This is a genomic window from Nostoc favosum CHAB5714 (assembly GCF_020829495.1).
Lineage (GTDB): Bacteria > Cyanobacteriota > Cyanobacteriia > Cyanobacteriales > Nostocaceae > Nostoc > Nostoc favosum.
The window spans coordinates 137,231-154,541 of record NZ_JAIVFQ010000001.1; the positions used below are offsets into that span (position 1 = coordinate 137,231).

General features: G+C 42.1%; 13 protein-coding genes and 2 pseudogenes. 10 read left to right on the forward strand and 5 right to left on the reverse strand.

Annotated features, from left to right (window positions below):
* Window positions 1-110: 110 nt before the first annotated feature.
* Window positions 111-3,665, forward strand: coding sequence for an nSTAND1 domain-containing NTPase (locus tag LC586_RS00640; RefSeq protein ID WP_229482479.1), 3,555 nt, complete (start codon window positions 111-113; stop codon window positions 3,663-3,665).
* An 82-nt stretch (window positions 3,666-3,747) separates the two neighbouring features.
* On the opposite strand, the gene LC586_RS00645 is transcribed toward LC586_RS00640, so the two are convergent.
* Entirely contained in the window at window positions 3,748-4,860 is a 1,113-nt protein-coding gene (locus LC586_RS00645; RefSeq protein WP_229482480.1) for a C1 family peptidase, read from the reverse strand.
* Window positions 4,861-5,264: 404 nt separating this feature from the next.
* On the opposite strand from LC586_RS00645, the gene LC586_RS00650 reads away from it, so the two are divergent.
* The 3 genes from LC586_RS00650 to LC586_RS00660 all read left to right on the forward strand — a co-directional run bounded on the left by LC586_RS00650 (window position 5,265) and on the right by LC586_RS00660 (window position 8,479).
* The gene (locus LC586_RS00650; RefSeq protein ID WP_229482481.1) at window positions 5,265-6,554 is read left to right on the forward strand and encodes a glucose-1-phosphate adenylyltransferase; all 1,290 of its coding nucleotides are present in this window, start codon (window positions 5,265-5,267) and stop codon (window positions 6,552-6,554) included.
* Between the two features lie 200 nt (window positions 6,555-6,754).
* Window positions 6,755-7,324, forward strand: a complete 570-nt coding sequence (locus LC586_RS00655; RefSeq protein ID WP_229482482.1) for an AAA family ATPase — start codon at window positions 6,755-6,757, stop codon at window positions 7,322-7,324.
* A 117-nt stretch (window positions 7,325-7,441) separates the two neighbouring features.
* Window positions 7,442-8,479 (forward strand): DnaJ C-terminal domain-containing protein, encoded by a 1,038-nt coding sequence (locus LC586_RS00660; protein WP_229482483.1) that lies wholly within the window; start codon window positions 7,442-7,444, stop codon window positions 8,477-8,479.
* 57 nt (window positions 8,480-8,536) lie between these two features.
* Here the strand turns inward: LC586_RS00660 and LC586_RS00665 are convergent.
* The 3 genes and pseudogenes from LC586_RS00665 to LC586_RS00675 form a co-directional block, all read right to left on the reverse strand.
* A pseudogene (locus LC586_RS00665) lies at window positions 8,537-9,189 on the reverse strand (glutathione S-transferase family protein).
* A 55-nt stretch (window positions 9,190-9,244) separates the two neighbouring features.
* Window positions 9,245-9,781: a peroxiredoxin family protein gene (locus LC586_RS00670; RefSeq protein ID WP_229482484.1), complete on the reverse strand. Its 537-nt coding sequence runs from the start codon at window positions 9,779-9,781 to the stop codon at window positions 9,245-9,247.
* A 148-nt stretch (window positions 9,782-9,929) separates the two neighbouring features.
* A complete protein-coding gene (locus LC586_RS00675; protein ID WP_229482485.1) occupies window positions 9,930-10,541 on the reverse strand; it encodes a peroxiredoxin in 612 nt (203 codons plus the stop codon).
* A gap of 131 nt (window positions 10,542-10,672) precedes the next feature.
* Between LC586_RS00675 and LC586_RS00680 the strand changes: the two genes are divergently transcribed.
* The 5 genes and pseudogenes from LC586_RS00680 (at window position 10,673) to LC586_RS00700 (ending at window position 14,833) form a co-directional block, all read left to right on the forward strand.
* Complete coding sequence (locus tag LC586_RS00680) at window positions 10,673-12,850, forward strand: amylo-alpha-1,6-glucosidase (protein ID WP_229482486.1); 2,178 nt, start codon at window positions 10,673-10,675, stop codon at window positions 12,848-12,850.
* Window positions 12,851-13,113: pseudogene (locus LC586_RS00685) on the forward strand (DUF4351 domain-containing protein); the annotation flags it as partial.
* Between the two features lie 183 nt (window positions 13,114-13,296).
* Window positions 13,297-13,563, forward strand: a complete 267-nt coding sequence (locus LC586_RS00690) for a hypothetical protein (RefSeq protein WP_229482488.1) — start codon at window positions 13,297-13,299, stop codon at window positions 13,561-13,563.
* Window positions 13,550-13,816 (forward strand): hypothetical protein, encoded by a 267-nt coding sequence (locus LC586_RS00695; protein WP_229482489.1) that lies wholly within the window; start codon window positions 13,550-13,552, stop codon window positions 13,814-13,816. Before LC586_RS00690 ends, LC586_RS00695 begins: the two co-directional genes overlap by 14 nt.
* Before the next feature lie 321 nt (window positions 13,817-14,137).
* A complete protein-coding gene (locus LC586_RS00700) occupies window positions 14,138-14,833 on the forward strand; it encodes a response regulator transcription factor (protein WP_100900763.1) in 696 nt (231 codons plus the stop codon).
* Window positions 14,834-15,482: 649 nt separating this feature from the next.
* Here LC586_RS00700 and LC586_RS00705 read toward each other — a convergent pair.
* A complete protein-coding gene (locus LC586_RS00705) occupies window positions 15,483-15,767 on the reverse strand; it encodes an Npun_R1517 family heterocyst differentiation transcriptional regulator (RefSeq protein ID WP_229482490.1) in 285 nt (94 codons plus the stop codon).
* 874 nt (window positions 15,768-16,641) lie between these two features.
* Here LC586_RS00705 and LC586_RS00710 point away from each other — a divergent pair.
* Entirely contained in the window at window positions 16,642-17,001 is a 360-nt protein-coding gene (locus LC586_RS00710) for an NAD(P)H-quinone oxidoreductase subunit M (protein ID WP_100900765.1), read from the forward strand.
* The last annotated feature ends 310 nt before the right edge of the window (window positions 17,002-17,311 follow it).

A 17,311-nucleotide genomic window follows, 5' to 3' on the forward strand; every position in this document is an offset into this window, starting at 1 on the left:
AAAATTTCAGCTTGCTTGCGGAAAAATAATAGATGGTATTGTTTCTACTAACACAGCCATCATTGTGTCTGTCAAGATTATCCCGCATTTACCAACCTAAGGTGTGTTAAATGGCACGATACGCGCTTGTTATTGGCATCGCCGAGTATCTTAGCCCATCATTAGCGCGTTTGTCGAAGACTACAAATGATGCTGAGGCGATCGCGCAACTCCTAGAGCAATATGGTGATTTTCAGTCTGTGCAAAGACTACCACAGCGCTGGAATAAAGATAAAAACGGCTATGAAATGGCAGCGTCAAAAGTTACTGGCGCTCAACTTGGCCAAGATTTGAGAACATTCCTGCTAGAGCAAGCTGCTAATAATGAAGCGCTGATTTATTTTAGCGGACACGGTTTTACTATTTCCGACAATTTGGGACAACAAAAGGGATATTTGGCAAGTTCCGATTGTCAGATTGAATTTAAGGAAAACGAAAATGTTGAACAAAAATATGGCATTCCCCTGGATAGCCTTAACGACTTAATTCGAGATTCGCAATTGAGTAGTTTAGTGATGCTACTCGATTGCTGTCATAGCGGCTATTTATTAGAAAGACAGTTAATAGAAAGAACTCTTAACGCTTTCAGTTCGCAAAAAGATTATTACTTAATTACAGCGTGTCGTGGCTTTGAACGCGCCGGAGTAATTAAGAGTGAAGAATATAGTATTTTCACAGGTGCAGTTGTTAAGGGATTGGCGGTAGAAAACGTAGGTAGTAGTAGGCGAATTAGTGGCGATCGCTTGTTTGATTTTATCAGCAGTGAACTTAAAGGTTCAGTACAAGAGCCGATTCGCATGGGTTGGGGACGTTCGATTACTCTGGTTACTTATCCCCAATTAGAAGATATTACTACAGGTGAAAAAGTTGCTTTCAATCAGGAAAATCCTTATCGGGGACTTTATGCTTTTGAATCAGAGCAAGCGCAATATTTTTGTGGAAGAGATGAAGCAATTCGCACCCTAATTTCGCGTTTAGCAGAGAGTCGTTTTTTGGCTGTAATTGGCTATTCAGGTAGTGGTAAATCTTCCTTAGTAAAAGCAGGTTTGTTGCCGCAACTGAAAGGCGATCGCCTCCCAGGAAGCAGTCAATGGGAAATTGCATCTTTTACACCAGGAGAACATCCTTTAGGTAAACTCGTTGATATTTTGACTCGACAACAGCAGCAAAATAAAGCGCATCTATTATTTATCGATCAATTTGAAGAAGTATTTACCCTATGTCAAGACGATGAGGAACGCAAAGCTTTTATCCGCTTAGTAGCACAAGAAGTAAAAAAGGGTGAGGGAGAAAGCCGGATAATTTTGACAATTCGCGGTGATTTCTTAAATAGATGTGCTGACTATTTAGAAATTATTACTCTCATCAATAGCATTCCTCCCACATCATTTATCGTCACACCCATGTCTTTTACTGAGTTAGAAGAAGCAATAGAAAAACCAGCAAAATTACATGGTGTCACGTTTGAGCATAGTTTAGTTTCGCAAATTTCCGCCGATGTAGTCAACCGTCCGGGTGCATTACCTATACTGCAATATGCGCTCAAAGAGTTGTGGCGAGTTTGCATTGAAGAACCTGAATCGCCAGAGCCGCTTTTGACTCGTAAAGGTTATGAGGAAATTGGCGGGGTTAAAGGAGCTTTAGACAAACGAGCGACAATTTTGTATCAAAGTTTAACAACTATAGATCAAGCCTTTGCGCGTCGCTTGTTTATGGAATTGGTGCAGTTAGGTGAAGTTGGGGAAGTGACGCGGCGGCGTGCTAGCTGGGATAGATTAGAAGTAATTTCAGATTCTCCACAACAATTACAACGGGTTGTAGAATTACTAGCAGGTTCTCAACAACGTTTAATTATCACCGATGAAAAGACGGTTGAAGTTGCTCATGAAGCACTTTTGTCTGAGTGGAAATTATTAAATACTTGGATTGCTGAAAATCTGGAGAATATTCGTCTCAGTCGTTCTTTAGAGGAAGATTGCCAGGAATGGCAACAAAGATTTAATAAATCGGATGAAGCACTATTGACAGGTGCAAAATTGGCTGTAATTTCTGAGTGGGTGAATAAGACTCAGCCAAGACTTACGCCATTAGAATCAGAATTTTTGCATAAGAGTTTGGAGAGACGCGACAGAGAAATCCAAACTCAATTAGAACAAGAACGCCGATTGCGAGAAGCGGCTGAAGCCAGAGCTAAGGCAGAAGGAGAAAAAGTCAAACAGGAAAAAGCCAAAATTAAAGCTGAAAGGCAAAGAACCCAGGCGGTTGCAGTGTTAGCAGTTATATCAATTGCATTAGCGGGGTTGTGGGTTAAATCCGAAAAAAATAATGCAGAAGTAGTCAAAATGGGAGAAGTCCATACATGGATTAAAGTGTCTCACACATTACTTGATGCCGATAAGCAACTTGAAGCATTAATGACGAGTGTGCAAGCACTACAGGAATTAAAAAAGATAGGTGGAAAACATACTGAACAAGTAAAGCAACTACAATCCATTATCTATACTGTGAAAGAGCATAATCGATTAGAAGGTCATAACGATAGGGTTTGGGGTGTGAGTTGTAGTCCTGACGGTAAAATAGCCTCTGCTAGTGCTAACAACACAATCAAAATTTGGGATAAAGATGGCAAATTTTTATATGATCTTCCAGGCCACAAAAAAGGTGTTTGGAGTGTAAGATTTAGCCATAATGGTAAATTTCTTGCTTCTACAAGTCAAGATGCAACGTTCAAGCTTTGGAATATAGACGCGAAAGAGCATAAATTAATAAAAACTTTTAGGGATCATAGTGATACTGTTTATGATGTTAGTTTTAGTCGAGATGATAGAATTATTGCTTCTGGTAGTAAGGATGGAGTAATCAAAATTTGGCATACCGACATTCAAGAGAATGAACCTCAATCAATTAGAACACTAAATGTGAAAGATATCTTGCAAAAAGAAGGATATAATATCGCTGAAATTCTTCGAGTTAATAGTCTAGACTTTGATCCTAATGACAATTCAAAACTCGCTTATGTAAGTTATGATGGTAGTGTTAGAATTTGGAATTGGCAAAGAAATAGTTTAGAAGAAGTTGGGACGCATGGTGAGCAAGTTCCTGTATATATGGTCAGATTCAGTTTGCCAAGAAGGAATTTAAATTTACTAGCTTCTGCTAGTTATCTAAATAGTATAGGCGGCACAATAAAGATTTGGAATATTAAAAATAATAAAAAACAATTAATAGCAGAAATAAAGGATGTTCATAAGGGTATAATATATGGCTTAGATTTTTCTCCTGATGGTCAAATACTCGCTTCTGGAAGTGATGATGAAACTGTAAAAGTATGGGATGTAGATAAAGCTATCAAGGGAGAAAATCCTTTAATAGCAACTCTACGAGGACATACTGCCAAAGTTAATCGGCTAGAGTTTAGTCGTGATGGAAAGATAATTGCCTCTTCTAGTAATGATGGAACTGTGAGACTTTGGAGGTGGCAGCAAGTCAGTTTCATAAAAAATATAACACCTGATGTAGAAAACTTGTTAAAATATAGCTGTAATTTTTTAGAAGAATACTTACAAACAAACAAAAATATACCAGACTGGCTGAATACTCAATCTGGTACATGCTCTGTTAATTAAAAGAGAAGAAGTTACTGCTTAGAATACTACTTAATGAGTGAAGCTTCTAGTTTCTTACCATTTTTGTAGTAGCTGGTTTTGTTTAATTAATGGTCTTCTTATCATCTGGTTTTTTTGTAATAAGCGTAGGATCATCAGGTTGTGGTTCGTCAGTGTCACCTTGAAGAATACCATCTTGAGTCCCTAAACCAAACTGCCCTTGCTCAACCCACTCATTCTTCAGTAATGACCACCAGTCAGTAGCTAAACCCTCTAACACATACTTATAGGGTAGCCAACCATAACCATCTTTACCCCAATCTTCACCCCAACAGTTTCTAATTCGGAAAGCTCCTGTAGTAAAGCTTTTTTCAGTAGGATGCTCAATTAGCATATCATCCTTATAACCAACGGCAACAACTGCATGACCACCCAGCATCTTTTCGCCTATAGTAGGATAAGGAATTTTTCCTGTTTTTACAGTTTTCTTATTAAAAAGAGAACTATAAGTTGTAAACCCAAACATGGCAGGAAAGCCAGCAACTAAAAAAGCTTTGATTTGAACTAATGCTTGTTTTTTTGAAAGTTGAGGTAAGTCAAGCCTAAAATACTGAAGTGCTTGATAATTCTGGGCATAGGCATAGCAAAAAGCAGGTGGTTCTTCGTCAAAATTCTCAATTTCATAAGGCCAATATTCCTCTGGAGGTATGCCAAAAAGTGCCATTGCTTTCATTGTGAAGCGGGTCGATGCTCCAGTGTCTCCAGTTAAGTGCATCAATTTTCGTGCAACTTTGTAGAGAAAGAGGCTGGAGACATCTATATCTTCGCCCATTATCTTTCTTTGAAAATATTCTACTAAGGCAACGCCAGCTATTGCTGTGCATGACTTGAGGTTTCCTTGCTGCTCAATTGGAGAACACCATTGCCGCAAATCGACATGGGAAGGTAAATGTATATTTATTGGATATTGCAAACTTGCCGAACTTTGGTCTGTTGGTTCTTTGAAAGGTAAGAGCAGCCTAGTTTGCTTTTTATCTTCCCTCCCGTTCTTTTGAACCCCTGTCCCGTTCTCTATTTGTAACTTGCAATCATTTACTAAAGTTGCTTTTTCGAGTCTAATTCCTTCTATGTTCTTAGAGTCTTTGATTATCTTCTCTAGGCAATAGTCTCTAAAATCTGGACGATCTGGCAACCAACCCATTCTAAAGTTCGGCATATATCTGTTACCCTGTTTAAAATATCTTAAGGAAGTTACCTTAATATGTGGCTTTTAGCTGACTGTAAGTGAATACACTATAAAAATAATGTTTTACGGATTACACATATAACTTTTTTAGATTTATTTTTATAACGAGGTTTGTCACAGACTACTTACCTCTCCCCTTGCAAGCTGTCTCTCACAGATATAAAATCCTACGCGAGGGCGGTGTAGGCAAAACTTCCTATATTTTTTACCTAAATTAATACAAATGTTCTATTTTTCTCCTTATCAGCCCCACTATCCATCATTAGTAGCATTCTGTAAAATTCATAAGAGAGAATATTTGATCCCCCCTTACCTGTGGTGGCAGACAGTCCTAAACTGAAGATGAGAGTTGAAAGGCAGTCGGGAGAAATTTTGTGAAAAAAGTATTATCAATCATTCTTGGTGGTGGCGCGGGTACTCGACTTTACCCACTAACCAAACTCCGTGCTAAACCAGCAGTACCAGTAGCGGGGAAGTACCGCCTAATCGATATCCCTGTCAGTAACTGCATCAATTCCGAAATATTCAAAATCTACGTCCTGACACAATTCAACTCAGCTTCCCTGAATCGTCACATCGCCCGTACCTACAACTTTACTGGCTTCAATGAAGGCTTTGTGGAAGTGCTAGCGGCACAACAAACACCAGAAAACCCTAACTGGTTCCAAGGTACAGCCGATGCTGTGCGTCAGTATCTATGGTTAATGGAAGAATGGGATGTAGAAGAATATCTAATTCTCTCAGGCGATCACCTCTACCGCATGGATTACCGCGAGTTTATCCAGCGCCATAGGGAAACGGGGGCTGATATTACTCTTTCAGTCATCCCCATTGATGAGCGCCGCGCCTCAGATTTTGGTTTAATGAAAATTGACGATTCTGGTAGAGTAATCGATTTTAGCGAAAAACCAAAAGGTGAAGCGTTAATCCAAATGCGCGTTGATACAAGCGTACTGGGATTAACAAATGAACTTGCCCAGCAACAGCCTTACATCGCCTCAATGGGGATTTATGTCTTTAAAAAAGAGGTTTTGTTCAAGTTGTTGAGAGAAGGTATAGAAAGGACTGATTTCGGCAAAGAAATTATTCCTGATGCCTCTAAAGATTACAACGTTCAAGCTTACCTTTTTGATGATTACTGGGAAGATATTGGGACAATCGAGGCATTTTATCATGCAAACTTAGCACTGACTCAGCAGCCCCAGCCACCTTTTAGTTTCTACGATGAAAAAGCACCAATTTATACCCGCGCTCGTTACTTACCTCCGACTAAACTTTTAGATTGCCATATCACAGAATCAATTATCGGCGAAGGTTGCATTTTGAAAAATTGCCGCATCCAACATTCAGTTTTGGGAGTGCGATCGCGAATTGAATCTGGCTGCCTCATTGAAGAATCTTTGCTCATGGGTGCAGATTTTTACCAAGCTTCTGTAGAACGCCAATCCAACGTAGAACAAGGTGACATTCCTGTAGGTATTGGTGCTGACTCGATTATTCGCGGTGCCATCATCGATAAAAACGCCAGTATCGGTCATGATGTCAAAATTATCAATAAAGATAACGTGCAAGAAGCTGACCGCGAAAGTCAAGGTTTCTACATCCGCAGTGGCATCGTCGTTGTGCTGAAAAATGCTGTAATTCCTGATGGAACGATTATTTAATAGTTAGGAGTAGAGAGACGCGATTAATCGCGTCTGTACAGGAATTAGGAGTAGAGACGCGATTAATCGCGTCTGTACAGGAATTAGGAGTAGAGACGCGATTAATCGCGTCTGTACAGGAATTAGGAGACGCGATTAATCGCGTCTGTACAGGAATTAGGAGACGCGATTAATCGCGTCTGTACAGGAGCTATGAGTTAATGACTAAAAATTATGATTACTCCTCACTCCTGACTTTTAATTCCTCACTCCTAACTTCTCACTCCTCACTTTTTTTGTTGATTGGTCTTCCAGGTAGCGGTAAGTCAACTTTCGCTAAACAATTACTGACGGAATGCCCCCAGATGCCACTGATTTCTACGGATGGCATCCGGGGGCAACTCTTCGGTTCCCAAGCCATTCAGGGGCCGTGGCTGGTGATTTGGCAAGAAGTAAGACGGCAATTTCAGCAAGCTATTTCTACAAATAATACAGCTATTTTCGATGCTACCAATGCCCAGCGCCGCCATCGCCGTGAAGTTATTGCTTTAGCCCGTGACTTGGGCTTTACCCACATTACGGGAATTTGGGTGGATACGCCAGTGTGGCTGTGTTTAGCACGTAATAAAAGGCGATCGCGTCAGGTTCCTGAAGAAATTATCTTGCGGATGCACCGTCAACTCCGGGATGCTCCCCCAAGCCTGGAAGAGGGACTAGACAGCCTGATCCGCTTATCAGAAAAATCGGAGTACGGAAATTGCGATCGCTTGTTGAGCGAGAACCACACTTGAATTTCTATATTCTTTGTTAATTTAAAGTCAGATTCTCTTTGCTTGGCACTATACCGGGCAAATTAACATCTCTTATCTTAAAAAAACATAACAGGAATTTCTATAGGAGGCTGGTAGATGGCTGCAACCGACTTCAAAGACTATTACGCAATTTTGGGAGTTAGTAAGACTGCCACTCAAGAGGAGATTAAGCAAGCCTTTCGTAAACTAGCCCGCAAATATCACCCTGATGTCAACCCAAATAACAAACAGGCAGAAGCACGCTTCAAAGAAGTTAGCGAAGCCTACGAAGTTGTGTCAGACCCAGATAAACGCAAAAAATACGACCAATTCGGTCAATATTGGAAACAAGCTGGTGAAGGTTTCTCATCTGGCGGCACTGGTGTTGATATGGGTGGCTTTGACTTCAGTCAATACGGAAATTTTGATGAGTTCATTAATGAGTTGCTAGGACGCTTTGGTGGGGCTACTCCTCGCGGTGGGCGACAAAATTACTCACAACAAACTAATTACTCAAATAACTCACAAAATTACTCTTACCGCAGTTCTACAGGTGCGACGAGTGGTTTTAGCGGCAACTTTAACGATTATGGGTTTGGTGATACAGGTGCAGGTACTTCCCAGGATAGTGAAGCTGCGATCGCTCTAACTTTTGCTGAAGCATTTAACGGTGTGCAAAAGCGCTTCAGTTTAGGTAACGAAACAATTGATGTTCGTATCCCATCTGGGGCTAAACCTGGTACTCGCCTGCGCGTGCGGGGCAAAGGTCAAATCAACCCGATGACTCAGCAACGAGGGGATTTATACTTAAAAGTCGAATTTCAGCCGCACTCGTTCTTCCAAATGGAAGGCGATAACTTGGTGTGCGAAGTGCCAATCACGCCAGATGAAGCTACCTTGGGAGCATCTATTGATGTACCCACTCCCGATGGTTTAGTTAATGTCAAGCTACCAGCAGGAGTGCGTTCTGGTCAATCGCTGCGTTTACGTGGCAAAGGTTGGCCCCTCGCTAAGGGTGGACGTGGCGATCAGCTGGTGAAGGTAGCGATCGCACCACCAAAAGACCTCAGCCAGCAAGAGCGGGAATATTATGAAAAAATCCGGGCTATACGTACTTATAATCCCCGCAGTCATTTACAGCAAGTCAAGCTGTAAAAATTTTGGATTTTAGAGACGTGCAGCTGCGCGTCTCTAAATTAATTAGGTATGAATTTACTGTGCCATTCTCGCCAGCACGATGGACTTCAAGTCTTCTATTGCCTCCGGAGTAGTCTCGGTAGCTTGCCACGTTGGACGTGCAACTAAGCGATCGTTCCAAGCACTTAGTTTTGGATAATCATTTAAGGAAACGCCTACACTTGGCAGCACACTTACTACGGTTCCAGCCACAACTTCGGCAAGAGTGAGGTTGTGACTAGCAAAATAAGGGCGATCGTCTAATAAATTTTCAAAAAACTTCAGCACTATAGTAATTTTTTGCTGTGCCTTCTCGATTTTTTCTGGATCTCCTCCAGGCAAGCCGAGAAATTGAGGTAGAAAGGTGGTGGTTGCTGGCAAAAGTCATTTACAGTTACTAGTTGTACCATGCGGGCGATCGCTAAATCCTTGGCATCTTTAGGCAACATCGCAGGTGTGGGATATTTTGCCTCTAAATAGTCCAAAATTGCCAAAGATTCCATTACATTAAAGCCATCATCCACCAAAGCTGGAATGTGATGGAAGGAACTAATTGCCAAAAACTCTGGTTTAAACTGCTCTCTATCCAGTTTTATCTCTACTAATTCAAACTCAAGTCCTTTTTCCAGCAGAGTAATCCAGACGCGGCGGGAGTTAGGAGATATCGGCGAATGATAAAGGGTCAGCACCATAAAACCTCACAATTTTATGAGTAGGGTGGGCATTGCCATTTACACATTACACTCAATTGAATTGTTTTAACAAAGTCTCAACGCTAGCATTGTGATCCAAAAAAGAAAATAAATGCCAGTAGCAAAGTTTCCCTTCTTTATCTAATACGAACTGTGCTGGCAAAGGCGCTCCCAGTGCTTGTCCTACTTGGTAGTTACGAAACACTCGACAACTGGGATCACTTAGCAAGGGCATTTGTAAGCCTAAATCCCTCACAACTATTTGACTCTGCCGTTCATCGGTACTAGTAATCATTAAAACTTCTATACCGCGATTTTTAAACTGCTCATAGTTTTCATTTAAAGCTTTGATGTCAGGAAAACAAAAAGGGCAATATTGTTTTTCAGTAAAGATGCGAGTAAAGGCGAGTAACACCGGTTGCTTGCCTTTATAATCAGACAATTTTACTAAAGTTCCGTTGGTAATATCTGGCAGTTTAAAATCTGGCGTTCCTACTCCCAACCTGAGTTTATTTGTCGCTGGAACTGGTAAAAAATTGCGGAAGAATCGCTCATTTAATAAGCCACTAAAATCAGTTGAACTAAGCATATTTTTATCCCTGATTATTTAATACTATTTTATGAAAAAACCACAGATAGATACCGAGGTTGACATTGTTTAATGTGTATCTCTGTTTATCTGTGGTTTTCGTTGATTTCAACTCCAACAGGATGGATTAGATCCTAGCTAGCGAAATTTAGACAGCAGAGAAGTAGACTTTAGACTTCACTGGGTCAGGAACCATTGTTTGATCGCCAGGTTGCCAACCAGCTGGGCAAACTTCGTCGGGGTGAGACTGAACATACTGAATTGCTTGCAGTGTCCGCAGGGTTTCATCAACGCTGCGACCAAAAGCTAGATTGTTGATGGTGGCGTGCTGTATGATACCATCTTTATCTATGAGGAACAGACCACGCAAGGCAATGCCAGCTGCTGGATCAAGAACGTTGTAAGCGGCGCTAATCTCTTTTTTGATGTCGGAGACTAGAGGATAATTCAGGTCGCCGACGCCACCAGACTTACGATCTGTTTGAATCCAAGCGAGGTGGGAGAATTCACTATCAACAGAAGCCCCAAGGACTTCAGTATTGATTTTCTTAAATTCTTCGTAGCGATCGCTAAATGCTGTGATTTCAGTGGGACAAACAAAGGTAAAGTCTAGTGGGTAGAAAAACAGGACGACATACTTACCGCGATAATCGGAAAGTTTGATTGTCTTAAATTCCTGATCTACCACAGCCGTTGCTGTGAAATCGGGAGCTTGTTGACCAACGCGGAGGCTTCCTTCGGTTCCGTAAGTAAGGGACATTAACCTAATTCTCCTTTATCGGTTTAGTAGCGTTGGAATTCGGGTCAAGTAAAACTCACCCATCCACGCTCTCACAGTTTAATTACGATCTGTTACGACTATATCATACTCATAACGATTTTGAGTAGCAAATGCTTGATTTAGATACAAGAGAATGGTTGCTTACCAATGGCTTAGGAAGTTTTGCCAGTGGTACAGTTTCGGATGTCCGCACGCGTACTTATCACGGTTGGCTATTTGCCGCTACAAAGCCTCCTTCTGAGCGGACTCTGCTGTTTTCGCATCTAGAAGCTAGCTTGGAAGTATTAGGGAACGTTGTGGCACTGGGGACGAATTTTTGGGGTAACGGTCAGATTGAGCCGACAGGCTACGAATTGCTACGCTGCTTTGATATTAACCCAGTTCCAAAATGGATTTGGGGTCAAGATAACTGGCAGTTAACCAGACAATTGGTGATGCCTTATGGTTGGGAAGGGAGTAGGGAATGGGGAGTAGGGAGTAGGGAAGAGAATCATAGTACAGACGCGATTAATCGCGTCTCTCCCCACTCCCAATTTTGCCATCGAACTTTGATCCAATATCGTTATGAGGGAAGTCATACAGCGATTTTACGGCTGCGACTGCTAATAGCAGAACGTGACTTTCACCACCAGCAAACTGCTAGTCCAAGATTACAGTTCTTACAATTGCTTGGGGAACAGCAAGTCTGTCTGCAAGCAAAAAATTCTGGGCATTTAGGTATACCTTGGCACTTACGCTGGACACAAGGAATATATCAAACAGATGCAGTTTGGTATTGGAATTATGGATTCCCTGAGGAGAGAAAACGGGGATTAGGCGACAAGGAAGACCTCTACAGTCCTGGTTACTTGGTAGTCACACTGCAACCAGGAGATACAGTTACTCTAGAAGCACGAGTAGGTTTTCCCGACCCGATGCCAGGTGTTCTTACCTCTGAAACCTTTGCAGAAGCCGTGAAGGCAGAGCAAAAACGGCTCTCACAGATTTTTGGATGGAGAGAGGGAGGCAGAGGAGCAGCACTTCGGCTACGCTCAGTGACCGAGGGGCAGGAGAGCAGCACTTCGGCTACGCTCAGTGACCGGGGAGCAGGGGAGCAGGGGAATAATTACGAATCTCAAATGCCCTATGCTCAATGCCCACTCAGCCAACAACTAATTAAAGCAAGTGATCAGTTTATCGTCTATCGAGCCTCAATTGCTGGCCCTACGGTAATTGCTGGTTATCACTGGTTTAATGACTGGGGACGCGACACATTAATCGCCTTACCAGGATTGGCACTAGTTCCACAACGCTTTGACTTAGCAAAAGGAGTATTGCGGACTTTTGGGCATTATTGTCGCCACGGTTTGATTCCTAATGCATTTCCTGATGTCAATGGAGAACCAATTTATAACAGTATTGATGCAGCGTTGTGGTGGATTGAAACTTTAGGACTTTATTTAGAAGCTACCCAAGACTGGGAATTTTTGGCGGAGCAATTTCCTATAGTACAGCAAATCTACAAAGCATTTGTTGGTGGTACACATTTCGATATCCAGGTCGATGCTACCGATGGGCTAGTTAGTTGGGATGCTCCTGGTGTAGCCCTTACCTGGATGGATGTGGTAATTGGGGCATACCCCGTCACTCCCCGTTACGGTAAGCCAGTGGAAATCAATGCACTGTGGTATTCAGCTTTATGTTGGCTGAGTCAGTGGGCAGAACGATTGAGCCAGCTTGAGTATCGTGAGCCAGTGCGTCTCACTAAGCAAGCACAGCGTTATGCTCAACAAGCACAACATGTGAAAACCTCGCTGCAAAAGTTCTGGAATCCTCAGATGGGTTATCTGTACGATACTATTGAACCGGACGATCGCCGGAATTTTCAAATTCGTCCCAATGCCGTTTTGGCGCTGTCGCTGCACCATTGCGCCTTTTCTAAACAGCAAGGCTGCCAAGTATTAGATTTGGCAACTGGCAGCTTACTTACCCCCTATGGGCTTCGCAGTCTTGATCCAGGAGATCCTGAATATAAAGGCAGATATGAGGGTAATCAAGAGCAACGCGATCGCGCTTATCACCAAGGCACTGTTTGGGCTTGGCTAATTGGGCCATATATTCGGGCTTGGCAACGTTTTTATCCACAGCGATCGCTGCCTTTTGATTGGCAACCTCTGCTAGATCACTTCTTATTTGACGCTTGTCTTGGTTCTATTTCTGAGATTTTTGATGGCGATGCACCTCATAAGCCCAGAGGAGCGATCGCTCAAGCTTGGTCAGTTGCTGAAGTAATCCGCCACATTAATTAAATAGTGCTGAAAGGATTAGAAACAGAATTTTGGCAGGAGTTTAAACAATTACCATGAGTTACATTACCACAGGCGAGCGCATTGGCTACGAGCGATGGAAGGAGCAAGGACAACAGGAACAAGCACAAACACTTGTACTACGACAGCTACAAAAACGGGTAGGAGAGTTACCACAACAGGTTCGAGAACAGATTCGGGGTCTCTCTCTAGAACAATTGGAAGCACTGGGTGAGGCTTTGTTAGATTTTAGTGCGATCGCTTAAATCAGCGCTTAATTAAGCAGCGCCATTTTCTAAGCAACATCAAGCTACCACAGCCAAAAACAGTAAATATACTAGCTACTAACCAGTCTAGTGTCTCTTATGGTCATAAGGAGCAATGTCCGACCAAAAAACATTGGTATCTACATTGCTACTGACATCTGCCAAAAGGGAAAACACAGCAATATGGTTAGACTTGAGGATTTGACAAAAGGCAAGCAAGTACAAGGTATCCAGCAAATTCGTGAAGAAATGGAAAGGGCAGAAGCGCGACGGTTGCAACCTCATTTTATTGCTTCTTTCTTCCTCGAAGCATTTACCCAATTAGGTGGAACATTGCGTCAACGAGAACCCCAGTGTTACCAAATCAGTCATGTTCCGGCAGTTATTCGCAATCGAGGGCAAAGCGACGGTGATTGCTTGGTTGTGGGCAAGGACTGTGAAATGTCCTAATCCGGCTTGTGGTTGTGAAATGCCTTTAGTACGTTCTTTTGAGCTTTCAACTAAGAAAGAGAAGGAAGCTTGGGTAGAACCAATTATCAATCGTAGCCAGCAACCGCCTGTGGTAAGTTTTCAAGTGAAGTCTGGCAAGGGTGAGCCGTTAGATGAAACTATTAACCCAAGTTGCGGGTTATCAGACAGAGGAATGCTTTTCACCCCAAGGTTCGTGCGATCGCACACGACAATAAGAGTGCGGTGCGCGTAGCGCACCGCAACTTAGACTTAAATTAAAACAAGATATACTGAATTCAAATAAGTCTAAAAAGCGACTTACTATATAACCCACAAACCCCCATAGGTTAGAAACCTATTAGTGGCATGGATATTAGTCCACTTGAGTAGACTTGGACTATTAGCCAATAAATTTATTTCTTGGCAGGAGATTGGGCAGGTGCAAGATATAAGTTACCCTAGTTACCAGCGATCGCTCAACCTTAACAAGCAATGGCTTTTTCCTTTATCCCTTTTGTTCAATGACTGTCAACTTTCGCTAAATTGGAAAAAGGTAAACTTAAGGGAATTTTAAATGTCAGCACAATTGTTACTGGTGGATGATGAACCAGGGATACGGGAAGCCGTGAAGGATTATTTGCAAGAGAGCGGTTTCAGCGTTCAAGTCGCCAGTAACGCCCTTGAAGGTTGGGAATGGATGCAGATGAATACACCTGACTTAGTGATTTCCGATGTCATGATGCCTCAGGTGGATGGCTATCAGTTCCTGAAACAACTGCGAGAAGACCCCCGCTTCCAAGCACTCCCGGTAGTATTTTTAACTGCTAAAGGCATGACAGGCGATCGCATCCAAGGGTATCATGCTGGTGTCGATGCCTATCTACCCAAACCCTTCGATCCAGATGAGTTAGTGGCTATAGTCGAAAATTTGCTAGCCCGCCGTGCCGCTAAGGCTTCAACTACCGGAGATGACGTTGAAACCCCTGATATTGCTGAACTAGCTAATCAGATTGCCCAAATTAAGGCATTGTTAACTCAAAGAAATGCTATTTCCCAATCGCCAGCCCCTTTCAAAATTGATTTGACTCCTAGAGAACAAAGTGTTTTGAACTTGGTCGCTGAAGGGTTAATGAACAAAGAAATCGCCCGTCGCTTGGAAACCAGCGTCCGCAATGTAGAAAAATACGTCAGCCGTTTGTTTAGTAAAACTGGCACCAATAGCCGTACAGAGTTAGTCCGTTTCGCCCTAGAACACGGTCTTGCTAAATAGACAGCTTTTGAATTGGGCATTGGGCATTGGGCATTGAAAAGAGGCAGAGGGGCGGGGTGCTGCTCTTGCTGAGGGGAAAACTCTTCTCCCCTGCTCCCTGCTCCCCTGCTCCCCTGCTCCCCTGCTCCCCTGCTCCCCTGCTCCCCTGCTCCCTGCCCCCTGCCCCCTGCCCTCTTCTTGTGGGTAATTGGTAATAGGTAACTGGCTGTTAAACCATGACCTATTACCAGTAATAGATAAAACATAAGTATTTCAGCAAATCAGGCACTTAGTTAAGATAAAAAGCTAAAAGAAGGGTTATTTATTTTCACTTTGGCTTTTTAGGTTTTCAGGGAATTCGCGCCTGTTGTCCAATTCCCCATCTGTAAAGACACAGGGTTTTCTTGTTCCTGCAATGTTTTGATAAAAACTCGGTAAAATGCACCCGGCTGAATTTGCTCTTAGATTCTACCAGTATCCTTTGCTACAAAGTTTTTAATAGAAGAAACTGTTCCTGGGACTCTGTGCTGCTAAATAAGACTTTCACAAACTAGAAATCACAATATTTTATGAATTCTACTTGCTGCTTAGTTTTTATTGCAACGGGGCCACGCGATCAACATTTGATTTGATGCCCAATTCATGGTTTTTCACTACTGAAATTACACCTTTAAGTTGGCGGATTTTCAGCGGCATTACGCAAGCGCATCAGCTGGCGTCGCATTTGAGGTGAGGCTTTGAACTCGGACACTTCCTGCGCTTTAACAGACGCTTGCAGTGTCTCTAGAAAGTCGTCAGAACCTTCGGTCAAGGCATCAAGTAACACCTGTAACAGTTGTTCGCGATCGCCTAATAGACTTTTTTCCTCAATCAATCGGAATTTGAGATGGATTTCGCACTCATAAACACCTACTTCGAGATTATTTATTTGGCGTGGTAATGCTTTGGAGTTCATAGCTATTGAGATTCCTTTACTTGGTGGTCATGAGGGTAAGGAGGTAGATGCCCAGCAAAATTCTTTATATCTTCTTTGAATCCAAAGTGCTTGAATTAAGAATTTTTCTTCATCAATCACCTTTGTATTCCATTTCAGTCTCCTATGTTTTATTTTCAATCTAGATTTTGATGTTCTTGTGCCAGATATAGCTTATGGTAAGCCATAACTATTATTCAGTTTTTAAGATTCTACACAATAAAGTTTCTGTAAGAAGTTGTCCGGTCTTTTTAAAGCTTTTTACATCAACTTTATGTTAACGTCAATAACAGTTTGACTTGTTACTTTGATTTTGGTGTTTATACGTAAGTAAAATCGCTTAATTTTTTTGAACTTATTAAAGCCAGAGGTCGATGTAGCCCTATCCAGTAAAATTACTTGATGTACGTTTTTTGCAATAGAAAAATCCGAAGAAATTGATCAGCAGAATTATTAAGGTAAAAACTTTTGTTCTCCATAAAAAAATGTACACAGATCAAATTATTCCTGGTGAGTGCCTTATTCTACTGGCTTTTAGGCTTCATGAGTACGAAAATCTTAGCAGTAGGTAAGATTAGCACACCGCTTTGACTTCTTTGTATACGCCAAATAAAAATACTTTTCACAGTAATTTTTACAGGACAATAATTGGACTACTGTCAGTACTAGCTACTAATTGTGTCTTCAACTCCTAACAGAAGTACTAAGTTAATCAGTACAGGTGATATTTTTACTTATGCCCATTCAATATACCCTTTTGAAACTGCGTTCAAAGCTTGTAAATTGAGAGCATTCAAGCTTGAATATACCGTTTACAATAATTTCAGTGTAATCCACCCAAATCTTACACCCTTTTATGGATAACCCGATGCTGCTTAAGTCCACAACCCGGCATGTCCGCATTTTTGCAGGCGAAATTGACCGGGATGGCGAACTGATTCCCAGTGAACAGGTCTTAACGTTAGATATTGACCCAGATAACGAATTTAACTGGAATGAAGATGCGCTGCAAAAAGTTTATCGAAAATTTGATGAACTAGTAGAAGCATCTAGTGGCGCAGACCTCACAGACTATAACTTGCGCCGTGTTGGGTCAGACTTAGAGCATTATCTGCGATCGCTCCTGCAACTCGGCGAAATCAGCTACAATCTATCTGCCCGCGTTACCAACTACAGCATGGGAGTCCCCCAAGTTGCAATTGACGACAAACAATAAGCCAATGAGTTGGTACCGATCTGGCTGAACCTTTCTGACAATTCAGATCATCTGGAAAAGTCCACGAAAAACCTAACCCCCTTCCCAACGCAGGAAGGGGGAAAATTAAAATAATTCGTAATTCGTAATTCGTAATTCGTAATTCGTAATTCGTAATTAAGTTTTGCAATGGGGATTTTAACCCCACCGCAAAACTTGTCGCTTCTAACAAGCGAGGGACTTAGACCCCTCAAAAATGTTAAAAGTCTCTGACGCCACATGCTACCCTGCCTTAACGCTAACAGGACTTACGCACAGTCCACGAATTCTC